The organism is Lachnoclostridium phytofermentans ISDg, from assembly GCF_000018685.1.
GTDB lineage: Bacteria > Bacillota > Clostridia > Lachnospirales > Lachnospiraceae > Lachnoclostridium > Lachnoclostridium phytofermentans.
Genome location: NC_010001.1, coordinates 1,660,734 through 1,673,406, shown reverse-complemented (window position 1 = coordinate 1,673,406; position 12,673 = coordinate 1,660,734). Strand labels below are relative to the sequence as shown.

Here is a 12,673-nt window from a genome sequence, read left to right as displayed (position 1 = left end):
GTAGCCTGTTTGCCATAGAGGTTATACATCATATCCCTATGAATGTGACTCCTTGATATCATTGGGTTCCTATTAAAAATATTTCTTGTTGCCCCATAAATTACTCTTCTTTAAGTCCACATATTCGTTGTATGCCCGTTCTAAAATTTGTTTTTCATTAGAGAATTTTAACATATGATATGCTTCGTGAAACTTATAATACCCTGAGTCCATAAAATACTCTTCCCTTTGTGGTTTGCTGTAATAGCTATCAGACATCATAAGGTACCAATGAACATCCTTCAGTACAGTATTCTGCGGAGTATTAAAGGTGTATTGGCTCTTACCAATATACTTAATGATAGATGCTACTGCACCTGTCTCTTCCCTAACCTCGCGAATCGCAGTCTCTTTATACTCCTCGCCTTCTTCTACGGTTCCCTTTGGTAATACCCAGCCTTCATACTTATTCTTATAATTCTTATACAATAATAAGATTTTTCCTCTGAAAATCACTACACCACCACAGCTAGTTGCTTCAATCATCGCAATGCCTCCTGTTTTCTGGTGTAACTCTACTTAATACTGTTGTCCATATTCCTAGGATGCCAAAAAAGCATGATTTTAACACGGACGATTTATACATAGTATACAACATTTATACAATGATTTCAATACTAATTCTCAACTAGAAAAATACTGATGTAGCTTCCTTCTTAATAATTCATCCTATCTATGATGAACTTTAGTTTTCTGCTGTTTAGGTATGAAATGCTTACTTATTTGGCATTTTTTACACCTGTAACAGCAAGAAAACTTAGTTCAACCTATATATTACGCATATCTTCCCGTTCAATGATTAACACTAAATTTTATCTAAATCAACTTACTTAAAATATGCCTCAATTATCTTTTTTGCAATAGGTACAGCATACTTACTACCAGTACCAGAACTTTCTACGATTACACTAATTGCTATCTGAGGATTCTCTACTGGAGCAAACCCAACAAACCAAGCATGAGAAGGTTTTCCTATTTCATAATCAGCGGTACCAGTTTTTCCAGCTACACTGACTTTCATACCGGATAATCTTGTACCAGTACCATTTTTCACAACTTCCTTCATATAATCCGACATTATTTCAGCCTCTTTTTTAGAGATAACCTGTCCATAACTGTCTGGAGAATATCTCTTTACAATACGGCCGTCAAAGGTTTCAACTCGGTCAACCAAATATGGTTTCATCATTAAACCACCATTTGCTACGGTTGCAGCAATCATCGCATTATGAAGAGGGGAAATCTGCGTCTTTCCAAGTCCAATCACTGTCTGAGCGAAATCATTAGGATTACTTTGACTATTCAATACAAAACTACTTTGTGCAGTCTTAAAAGAAGTAGGAAGTGTCTTATTGAATAACATGGATTCACATAAACTACGGAACGAATCCATATTTAAACTACTACCTAGATTCGCAAATGATGTATTACATGAATTTGCAAAAGATTCCTTCAGATTTTCTTTCCCATGGCTAGAACCGTTGGCACAATGGATGGTAACATCATTAATTCGATCCTCACTCTTGCACTTATACTCATAGTCTTCATAATTTGGATTCTCTCTCATGTATTCAAGTGCCGTTAGTATCTTAAATGTTGAACCAGGAGGATATAGTCCTTGTGTTGCACGATTTAGTAACGGTGAGGATTGGTCCTTATTTAAGCTCTCCCACTTCTCTGTAATCGTATTCGGATTATAGTCGGGTTTTGATACCATCGCTAGAATTTTTCCGGTAGATGGCTCTAATACTACGACTGCTCCCCGATAATCTCCAAGAGCATCATATGCCACTTGTTGTAGTTTTGCATTTAAGGTTGAAACAACATTATCTCCAGCAGTTTTCACACCATTAAGCGTATTCGTTAACTTACCAAATCCACTGACACTTGAGGTTATCATGGTAAAACTCTCTGATTGCTCAATTCCTGTTCTTCCATGTAAAACACGGCCTACGGCATGAGAGAATACACTCCCATATGGATAAACACGAATTTCCGCACCAGCATCATTTGTTATCGTCTGGGCAAGCACTGCACCATCGGAAGATAAAATTTTACCCTGCTCAATATACTGTGCTAATAAGTCCTGACGTTTATTATAAGCGTTATTAACAAATGTTTTACCTTGCGCTACTAGGAAATAGCTATAATACCCGATGACCAAAAATAATAGAAAAGAAAAAATATAAGTCAAGCTGTATATCGATCGATTGTAAGCCTTTTTATCACGATACACTACATTCGCTTCTGCTCCTTGATTATCATCTTTTTTACTAAAACGACTTCTAGTAGCTGTAGGAGCGCTTTTTACGGAATTTTCAGCAGAAGATCCTTTTTTACTGCTCTTACTACTTAGTTTTTCTTGTTCCCTTTTTTTCTCTGCAGCAAGTTTACGCTTCGCAAGTCTTTGCGCCATCATCGCCTGAGCTCTCTTAAGTTCTTCCTCACTTCTCATATGAAGTACATACATACCCTGTATAATACTAAATACAATGATACTACTTATAACTGAAGAACCACCATAGCTAAGAAGCGGTAACGTTACACCAGTAGAAGGAATACATTTGATTGCACCACCAATATTTAAGAACACCTGTGAAATATACATTGTACTTAAACCTAATGCAGTCAATTTATAAAATGGGTTTTCAAACTTCACACTGATATTAACAAACATTATAAAACAGCTTAAACATATTAATATCAAGCATATACCAACAATTGCGCCATACTCCTCTGATAATGCAGAGAAGATAAAGTCACTTTCCGCTACTGGAATACTAGTAGGTAACCCTCGATTTAACCCCATACCAGTAAACCCACCGGTTCCAATTGCAAATAAAGACTGCGCCACCTGATACCCTTCTTTTTCTATCACCGCAAATGGATCTAAAAAGGCAGTGACACGAACACGAACATGACTAAACATCTGAAAGGCAACCACCGACGATAGAGCACCGAAGGATATCCCGGAAATTAGATAAAACAATTTTCCGGTTGCACAATAAAGCATAATAATATAAGTAAAGAAAAATAACAGTGCACCACCCAAATCCTTTTCCAATACTAGTACTAGAACATGAGCAGCTGCTAGGATAGTTACAAAAACAACTCGTTTAAAATCATGCCGCTTACTTAATACAGAAGCAACAAAGAAAATAAATAAAATCTTTACAAACTCTGAGGGCTGGATGCTAAAATTACCGATTACGATCCAGTTTCTTGCCCCGTAGATATCCTTTCCGAAGAGATAGACAAATAATAATATTATTAAACCGATAATTCCATAAAGAAAAGATAATTTTCCCCATAACTGGACACGGTCAATTAACATAGGAACTACCAAGCATACTGCTAATGCAATGCTTGCGATAATAAACTGCCTTACTCCCTTTTGAAATGATAATCTAGCGATCATCACAAAACCAAACATTAATAATGTCATCATATTTCGATAAACTAACTGTGACATTCGTTTATAGCTCACCTTATATAAGAAGCCTGTAATGATAAATACAACTAATTGCGCCAAATAGAGAAAAATGACCTCGATATTGTTACTGGTAATGTAAAGTGAAATAAAACTAACTCCATGTATCAGATACATTAACAAGCTCATCATTCTATATCGGTTTTCTCTTACTTTCGTATTCTTCATGACTAACACTCGAAAACTTAAGAATGTATAGAAAGTCATTAAAAGAATAAGCGAATATTTCGTTATTTCAACTATAATATTGGTCATAGTACCCTCATTTCTACGTTACACTTTGCACCTGAAATCAAGTCTGATCAGTAGGCTGAACCTTGAAAACATGCCTTCCGTAGGCTGTGTGAAGCTTTAGAATTTCTTAAGCGGCGTCTTTTGACGCCTTAGAAACTCTCTATCACAATTCTTATAGGATACCCCGTTTAAAATGCCCTTTGGAATAATCCTCACCTGGTAAACTTCCTGTTTCTCCATAACAATAAACACGAACAAATTGCCTTAATACCTCGGCAACCTCATTCTCATCCTCAAAAGTAAAATCGAGTCTAAGATTATTTGGAGCTAGAGCTAATACCTCAGATTGATTCGACAGTAACGATAAGCACTTCGAATTGTAAATGGTATTATAACAGTAGTTACAATTGGTTTTCACACGAAACTTCATATGCATACGGTCTTCCAAAATGGCCGGTTGATTTAGATTTCCCGGTTTACACTCTGTTGTATTTTTTCTAACACATTGAGCAGAAACCATGAGTGGTAAATATCCATACACCAAAAGATCGAAATTCCTGCAACCCAATCTCATTAACTCCGATTGATTAAGTTCAATGGATGCAGTAAAATTATTGATTCCAAGATCTTGATAAAACTTCACTGCTTCATGATTTAAGACATACATATTATAATCCAAACGGATTTCTTTGCTCGTTTCTAGTGCGTTTCGAAGAAGGTAGAGTTCCTCAAAGTTCTTAATCACATACCCATCTATAGTATCGACCATCCACAACTCTTTATTCTTTAAATATTCATCATATGTGGATGCTCTCATAATATGTGGAAGTAAAAGAAATACTTTTTTCCCTTTCTCTTTGCACCTAGCAACAAAATTCGGTAATTCTGCTCTTGAAAGCTCTGCTAGATCAAGATATACAATTTGTACTTCCGGACAATCAAGTACTGGGGGTAGCTGGCTTTTGTTTCGAATGGTAGCTATTAGTCCAAATTGATTCTTAGTTTTTGAATCAACCTGTTTAGGATGATTGTCTGAAAGATCTAGAACCTCACGACGAAAAGCAGATGCCATTGCTTCTTCTAACTGTATCAGTGCAGTTCTTCTAAGTTCATTTAGCTTACTAACAGGTAAAAAAACATTTCCCTCCAAGGATATGGTAAGGTTATCAAACTCAAACGGCGTGTCTTTGGTTTTCATTAATTTTTCCCTAATATTCTCTTCAGACATTGGCTGGTTTTTGGCTTCCATTACAATCTCACCGTATTCGGTAATCGTAACCTGCTCCGTCTTGTTCGTTAAGCTATCTCTTGAAATATCTGCCCAAACAGTAAGATTCATTGGTTCTCCCACTTTTGCATAAAAACTGCCATAAGCTAAGACTTTCTTATCTGCGTCATAGTATTTCATTGATAGTTCTGATAACAAGGACTCGTTCTTGGTACGGTAAACCTCATCGCCAATCTCTATTTTACTTCCAGGTTTCACATTGGTAGTTAGAATACTCCCTTTCCCTACCCCGTCCTTTACTGTAAAATCATAGGTTTTCTCACCTGAATTACGAAATTCTAAGATATCTTGTGCATTTACATCTTCTTTTAGTAAAATCTCTGCTTGTATTCCTTTTTTCGCTTTCACACTACCAACTAAGACGCCACTGTGATTAGGTCGATGCATTGACATCATTTCTTTCCCATTATGGGATTGGTAATATCCCTCATTAAAACCACCACGATTATATAAATCCTGTAAACGAAGCATTTCATCTTTTAATACTTTTGGATTGTTTTTATGAAATTCTCTATATTTGTTAGGCCCTAGCTCAAGATAGCGATCAATTTCTTTTCGATATGCTTCCACTACCCCTGCACTATACTCGTACCGTTTCATACGACCTTCAATTTTGAAGGAGTCAATTCCTGATTCCATTAAATCCGCTACATTAGAAAGAGTACACATATCCTTTGGGCTTAAGATATAGCTCTCCTCAGTGCTTGATACACGCTTCCCCTGTTCAGATACCTTATATTCCATACGGCAAGGTTGTGCACAACGTCCTCTGTTACCGCTTCGTCCTCCAATCATGCTACTCATAAAACATTGACCAGAATAGCAATAGCAAAGTGCTCCATGAACAAAGGATTCTATCTCAAGAGATGTTGTCTCTCGGATTCGTTTAATTTCATTTAAATCAAGCTCTCTTGAAATAACCATACGGGTTACACCAAACTCCTTTAATACATCAGCCCCCTGTGCCATGGTTAATGTCATCTGGGTACTAGCATGGATTGGAAGGTCTGGAAAATTACGATGAATAAACCTCATAACTCCAACGTCCTGTACAATTACTGCATCTAACCCATGTTCATAATACTTTCGAATATATTCGTATAAGGAATCCTCTAATTCTTCCTCTTTTAGTAACGTATTCACCGTTAGATAAAGTTGCTTACCTCTCACATGCGCATAGTCGATTGCATCTAAGAGCATATCTTCCGTAAGATTATTTGCATAAGCTCTTGCACCAAATTTCATACCGCCAATGTATACAGCATCACAGCCAGCATTGATTGCTGCCCTCATGCTTTCTATGGAACCCGCAGGTGCCAATATTTCTACCTTTTTCATTTATAACCTCATTTCTACGTTAGAATTGTCTTACATGACAATCCGTATGATCAAATCTCTGCACTGCTCAATGTATTGCTTGCAAGCTATTATGAATCACTAAGTTTGTATTTGCAGCACAGATACAACAGCTTAGTGAAAATAATTTACTGTCCTTCTAACTCCATATAAGAAAGAAAGGCCGTCAATGAGTTGACAGCCTAAGTAACATACAAAAGAACGAACTCTTGTATCAATATTATCGATACGAAACTCTTATTTCGATGATCGAATTTACGGTGTTAAAAACCTAAAACCGAACTTTTATCAGAACCGCTTTACAGCTACTGATAAGTTATATTATGTTATCTATTTTTTCTACTCTCATTTAGTTCTGTTTCCAGACGAATCACCTTTTTTTGTTCTTCTAAGTACTCAGATTTTGTTGCTGCCAATTCATTCTGTGCACTCTCAAGTTTCGTTTGTAACAAAATGATCTCATGCTTTAAGTCAAAGATTTCTTCACTCTTTTTATCCGACTCTGATTCTACTTGTTCCTGCTGTTTTTTAAGTTTAAAATAATCGTCTGCAACGTTAATATTCATCAGTACATTTTTCATCTCAGTATCAAGCGAACGGTAAAAATCCTGCTTTTTAAATTCCGCATATTTATTATTAATATAAGTCGCTACTTTTTGTAAATATTCTTCACTCTCATAGCCTCTAAGAGTGTATCGTTTGTTATTAATAATTACCTCAATATCCGTCCTCTTGTTCATACCGTCCTCTTTTCTAGAATCATAAATAATTCTTATTCGTCTGGCAAACTCAGATTAATTATCTTTGGTAGTTGTTTTCATAAACAAATGTATGATATTGGGACATACTCCAATACCCTAATTATACGCATAAGTCTATTGCTTGACAATAGCATTCTTTTTATATTAACTTAATTCCTTATTTTCATATGGTAAACCACAATGCAAATAAGCTTCCTGCGTTACAACTCTTCCACGTGGTGTACGAAGGATTAATCCATTCTGTACTAAGTATGGCTCGTATACCTCTTCCACTGTACCAGAATCTTCTCCAATTGTCGTAGCAATTGCATCAATTCCAACTGGACCACCAGCGAATTTTTCAATCATCGTTACTAAAATCTGGCGGTCAATATGATCTAACCCCAGCTTATCCACCTCTAATATATCAAGCGCAAAACGTGCCACCTCTTCGGTAATACGTCCGTCATATTTTACTTGAGCAAAATCCCTGACTCTTTTTAATAGTCGATTTGCTAATCTTGGAGTTCCACGAGATCGCCTTGCAAGTTCTGTAGCACCACAGTCGTCGATTTCTACCTGTAACACCTTTGCAGAACGAGTAATTATCTCTTTTAATTCCTCCGTAGTATAAAACTCCAAGCGATGTACTACACCGAAACGGTCACGAAGTGGTGCTGTTAACATACCTGCTCTAGTAGTTGCACCAACTAATGTAAATCTAGGTAAATCTAAACGTATCGACTTTGCAGTAGCACCTTTTCCAATTACAATATCAATGACGTAATCCTCCATCGCAGGATATAATAATTCCTCTACCTGACGATTCAAACGGTGAATTTCATCGATAAATAAAACATCTCCCTCTTGAAGATTGTTTAATATCGCTGCCATATCCCCTGGCTTTTCAATGGCTGGTCCAGCGGTGGTTTTTAAATTAACTCCCATTTCATTTGCTATAATGCCAGCTAATGTCGTTTTACCAAGACCAGGAGGTCCAAAGAATAACACATGGTCTAATGACTCTTTCCTCTGCTTAGCAGCCTCTATGTAGACCTTTAGATTTTCCTTTGCCTTTTTTTGTCCGATATAATCCTCGAGCATCTGGGGACGAAGGCTAGTTTCTAACTTAACGTCTTCCTCCATCAGCTCAGTTGTAATCATTCTCTTTGCCATAGTGTACCTCTATCCGTCTTTTAAAAATTGCGCAAACTAAACTTAAGCACATCCTCTGACGTCATATTTGATGTAATTTCTACTGCCTTAACAGCCTTAAGAGCGTCCGTTGCAGAATATCCAAGGGCTACCAATGCTTGGATGGCTTCTTCTCGAATTCCATCATTATTGCCCTTTCCTCCAGTAGATATCACCTGATTCGACTGGAAAGTAGCTTCAAAAGCATCCTCTAACTTGAACTTGTCCTTTAATTCTAAAATTAACTTACTTGCAGTTTTTGTTCCAATCCCTGGAGCTTTAGAAATTGCCTTCACATCTTCTGCTAACACAGCAAAACGTAAATCATCGGTTGATATTGCTGATAAGATACCTATTGCACCTTTTGGACCAATTCCATTTACTGTAATCAACAATTTAAACATCGCTAAATCTTCACGATTTAAGAAGCCAAATAACGCCATGCCATCTTCCCTTACCTGAAGATACGTATGAAATTTTACTTTATCTCCAATCGCAGGCAAATAAGAATGGACTGTATGTGGTATAAAAATCTCATACCCCATCCCATTGTTGTCTACGACAACATAATTTTCTTTAACCTCAGCTAATTCGCCTTGTATAAATGCTAACATTACATTCCTCTCATTCTATCATCCATTCTAGCGCCCTAGTTCCTGACGATGAAACCTGTGCACCAGCCCAAATTCCCAGATGAAAAGTATAGTTTATATCTTAATCCTTTATCTGCTCAAACTTTCCTTCTACCATAGTTAATCGACCTTCATCAATAAAGGAAATTATCTTAAACGGTTGTATTTCAAGTGCTTCTGAAATTTGAAGTGCATTACTATTTGGATATTCCAGTAAATATTTTTCGATTTTTTCAAATAACTTGTCATCAAGCGCTTTACACTCATCGCAAACGCTTTTTTTCATTCGATGCCAAAAAATCTTATGGCAGTGTCGGCACATACATAAATCCATGATAATTCTTATCTCCTTCTACATTAAAGTAGCGAATAAATTTAGCATCTGCTGCACTAATTTCGTATGCCAAGGACGATTTTTCCATTCCTCATAAGTAACTTCACGGCACTCTTCCATCGTTTTAAGTAAGTCCTCTTTGATGGTAGTGATAACATCACTATTACACATAAAAACACCACATTCATAATGTAAATAAAAGCTACGATAATCCATATTTATAGTCCCTACAACACCACAATCTTCATTTATAATCGTCTTCGCATGGATAAATCCAGGAAGATACTCATAAATTCTTATTCCAGCTTTTAGAAGTATTCCATAATTATAATTCGTAACAATCTTTACACTCTTTTTATCTGGAATGTGTGGAGTAATAATACGGACATCAATCCCGCTTTCCGATGCAGCCACCAACGACTCCTGCATATCAGGCTCTAATACCAGATACGGAGTTGTTACATACAGATACTTTTTTGAATAATGAATCATCTGCTTATAAAATGACTCGATTGGATTACGTGGATTATTTGCAGGACCATCGGACATAACCTGGCAAAACACCTGATTCTTTGGAAATGTTTTTGTTGGGCGATATGGAGTATAATCCATAAGTGTAGTGTCGGCACATACCTCCCACATCTGTAAAAAGGTAACCGTTAGCCCCCATACTGCATCTCCTTCAATACGAACTGCATTGTCCTTCCATCTTCCAAAGCGATCCACAAGATTTATATATTCGTCAGCAAGATTCATACCTCCAGTATAGCCTATATTCCCATCAACCACAATGATTTTTTGATGACTTCGATAATTCATATATAATTTATCCGTATATTTATGAATTGGGTTAAATACCTGAACTTTAAACCCCTCGCACTCAAGGATACGTCTAAAATTCTTCGGCGTCCTAAGCATCGCACCGAAATCATCATACATAAACATGACTTCAACACCCTCTGAAATCTTTCGAACCAATAGATCATGGATTCTATCCCAAAGGATTCCTTCACCAACAATAAAGAAATTAAGCATAATAAACTTCTTAGCTTCCTCAATGTCCTTTATAATCGCTTTAAATGTATCCTCACCCATCGGGTAATAGTCTACCTGATTATTTTGATACAAAGGAAACGTATGTGCTTCTAGGTATTTTACCATTCGGGTTTTGGTTGGGTACTTATCCTGAAATTCATTCATTGTCTCTTCACTATATTCATAGAATGTAGCACCATGACGAAGTTTACCTAGAACCTTTATCTCTATTTTCTTTTTTGAACTTGATTTCCCCCATAATGCATACATAATGTGTCCCGTTAAAGGTAGTACCAAAATAATGCAAATCCATACTATCTTATAGGACGGACTTCTGCTATCATTAATTAAACTTAAGATTATAATAATACTTAATACTTCAATTACGGTGTAAATATAAAAAGAATACCCTCTTAACCATATGGATAATAGAACAATCCCAGCGAATTGTGCCATCACTAATGATGCAACAACAGCACCACGTAGAAAGCCGCTAAGATAGCTCTTAACAATCCCCTTTTTGTCTTTAAAATCGTTCCCCATCCCTATTCTCCATTTCTATGTAGTAAGTGGATAATCCCCTATCCGAACTCACTTATGTTTAAAGTTTAAGTTTGGTTCCCACCACCAAACTAGTAAATTATTCATAACAAGGAAAAGTTCGCAAAGCGTGCTTTTCCTTGTAACCTATTATACCACAAAATGATACTTATTACATTATAAGTAAATTAAAAACATATTACAGTAAACTTCCTTCTATTGAATCTAATCTATGAATTTGCTACAATACTCTATGTGAAAGGAGCCGTATTATGCAAATCATTGAAACCCCAATAAAAATATCTTTCGACTTTGACCTAACAATGTTATCCTCTAAGCATGTCTCAAATCAGGAGATTTTATTTTTTGATATTGAAACGACAGGCTTTTCAGCTTCGATGTCTTATGTTTATCTCATCGGGTGCGCTTATTTTGACCAATCTACTTTCGTACTTCGTCAATGGTTTATGGAGGATATAAGAGAAGAGAAAGAACTTTTAACCAATTTTTTTGAATTTATAAAATCCTATCGGTTGTTGGTTCACTATAACGGCTCGGGGTTTGACATACCATATTTGTTACAGAAATGCTCTACTTATCAATTATCATATAATTTTGAACATATCATTAGTTTTGACATCTACAAACAATTAATTCCTTACAAAAAAATATTGCCAACCAAAAATTTAAAATTAAAGACAGTAGAAGATTTTTTAAAGGTTGAGCGTAAGGATCAGTATTCTGGTGGCGAATTAATTTCAGTTTTTACTAAATTCCTTGCTCTTTATACCTATGAAAGAAAGCACACATCTGGTGCTTCTCATTATCAAGTATCTCCCGTTTCTGGACTACCTAGTATAGAAAAAAGTGATTCCGGTACCTTAAGACAATTGCTACTTCTCCATAATGCTGAGGATATATCGAATTTGCCAAGAATCTTACCGATGTTATCCTTTGTAAAGCTGTTTGAAGGGAATATTACATTAAATAAATGGAATGTTAATGATCAGACCGTAAACTTTTATTTTCAAATTAATAACCAACTCCCAACATCACTTAAGTTAGAATCAAACTATGAAGTTATGGATAGTCTATATCCCATTACTCTAATTGCCAGTGAAAATGAGGGGTGTATCTCCATTGATTTCTATCATGGTTCCTTAAAATTCTATTTTGATAACTACAAAGACTATTATTATCTTCCTTTAGAAGATACTGCTGTCCATAAAAGTGTTGGGGAATATGTAGAAAAAGAATATCGACAAAATGCAAAGCCTGATACCTGCTATATTAAAAAAACAGGCCAATTTTTACCTCAGCCCTATGCAATGTTTACACCAAGTTTTCGAATGGAAAGGAAACAAAAACAACAGTTTTTTGAATTTACAGAACAATTGTTAGAACAGAATAGTGAGAAGATCGTTAGCGAAATTATTCGGTCGTACTTTTAAAACAACTCTGCGACTAGTATCTAGGCGAGGTTCCATGGAGCCTCGCCTTAACCTTGATGCAGAGAAAGTTCACCAGCTGAGTGCAATGTAAAAAAGGATGCCTCAAGTATTCTTGAAACATCCTTATATTATACTACAAAATCATAAAGTAAATTACTCAGCTGTAGCAATGATCTCTTTTTTGTTGTAAGATCCACAAGCTTTACAAACTCTATGAGGCATCATAAGTGCACCACACTTGCTGCATTTCACTAAGTTTGGAGCAGTCATCTTCCAGTTTGCACGACGACTATCTCTTCTAGCTTTGGAATGTTTATTCTTTGGACAAATAGCTCCCATT

The 12,673-nt window shown here is 36.1% G+C and carries 10 protein-coding genes; 1 reads left to right on the top strand and 9 read right to left on the bottom strand.

Annotation, left to right across the window (positions count from 1 at the left end; translation table 11 throughout):
- Nucleotides 1-72: 72 nt before the first annotated feature.
- The 8 genes from CPHY_RS07005 to cls form a co-directional block, all read right to left on the bottom strand.
- The gene (locus CPHY_RS07005; RefSeq protein ID WP_012199368.1) at nucleotides 73-525 is read right to left on the bottom strand and encodes an NUDIX hydrolase; all 453 of its coding nucleotides are present in this window, start codon (nucleotides 523-525) and stop codon (nucleotides 73-75) included.
- A gap of 340 nt (nucleotides 526-865) precedes the next feature.
- Nucleotides 866-3,784, bottom strand: coding sequence for an FtsW/RodA/SpoVE family cell cycle protein (locus tag CPHY_RS21450; protein WP_012199367.1), 2,919 nt, complete (start codon nucleotides 3,782-3,784; stop codon nucleotides 866-868).
- 151 nt (nucleotides 3,785-3,935) lie between these two features.
- Nucleotides 3,936-6,389 carry a U32 family peptidase gene (locus CPHY_RS06990; RefSeq protein WP_012199366.1) on the bottom strand — a complete coding sequence of 818 codons (2,454 nt, stop codon included), beginning with the start codon at nucleotides 6,387-6,389 and terminating at the stop codon, nucleotides 3,936-3,938.
- 344 nt (nucleotides 6,390-6,733) lie between these two features.
- Nucleotides 6,734-7,147 carry a cell division protein ZapA gene (locus CPHY_RS06985; RefSeq protein ID WP_012199365.1) on the bottom strand — a complete coding sequence of 138 codons (414 nt, stop codon included), beginning with the start codon at nucleotides 7,145-7,147 and terminating at the stop codon, nucleotides 6,734-6,736.
- A 165-nt stretch (nucleotides 7,148-7,312) separates the two neighbouring features.
- Nucleotides 7,313-8,323, bottom strand: coding sequence for a Holliday junction branch migration DNA helicase RuvB (gene ruvB, locus CPHY_RS06980; RefSeq protein ID WP_012199364.1), 1,011 nt, complete (start codon nucleotides 8,321-8,323; stop codon nucleotides 7,313-7,315).
- 20 nt (nucleotides 8,324-8,343) lie between these two features.
- Nucleotides 8,344-8,955 carry a Holliday junction branch migration protein RuvA gene (gene ruvA / locus CPHY_RS06975; RefSeq protein WP_012199363.1) on the bottom strand — a complete coding sequence of 204 codons (612 nt, stop codon included), beginning with the start codon at nucleotides 8,953-8,955 and terminating at the stop codon, nucleotides 8,344-8,346.
- Between the two features lie 100 nt (nucleotides 8,956-9,055).
- On the bottom strand, nucleotides 9,056-9,307 hold the full coding sequence (locus CPHY_RS06970; protein ID WP_012199362.1) for a MerR family transcriptional regulator: 252 nt from the start codon (nucleotides 9,305-9,307) through the stop codon (nucleotides 9,056-9,058).
- Between the two features lie 18 nt (nucleotides 9,308-9,325).
- On the bottom strand, nucleotides 9,326-10,885 hold the full coding sequence (gene cls / locus CPHY_RS06965; protein WP_012199361.1) for a cardiolipin synthase: 1,560 nt from the start codon (nucleotides 10,883-10,885) through the stop codon (nucleotides 9,326-9,328).
- A 269-nt stretch (nucleotides 10,886-11,154) separates the two neighbouring features.
- On the opposite strand from cls, the gene CPHY_RS06960 reads away from it, so the two are divergent.
- A complete protein-coding gene (locus CPHY_RS06960) occupies nucleotides 11,155-12,333 on the top strand; it encodes a ribonuclease H-like domain-containing protein (RefSeq protein WP_012199360.1) in 1,179 nt (392 codons plus the stop codon).
- Nucleotides 12,334-12,486: 153 nt separating this feature from the next.
- Here CPHY_RS06960 and rpmF read toward each other — a convergent pair whose 3' ends face one another.
- On the bottom strand, nucleotides 12,487-12,672 hold the full coding sequence (gene rpmF, locus CPHY_RS06955) for a 50S ribosomal protein L32 (protein WP_012199359.1): 186 nt from the start codon (nucleotides 12,670-12,672) through the stop codon (nucleotides 12,487-12,489).
- Nucleotide 12,673: the final 1 nt, after the last annotated feature.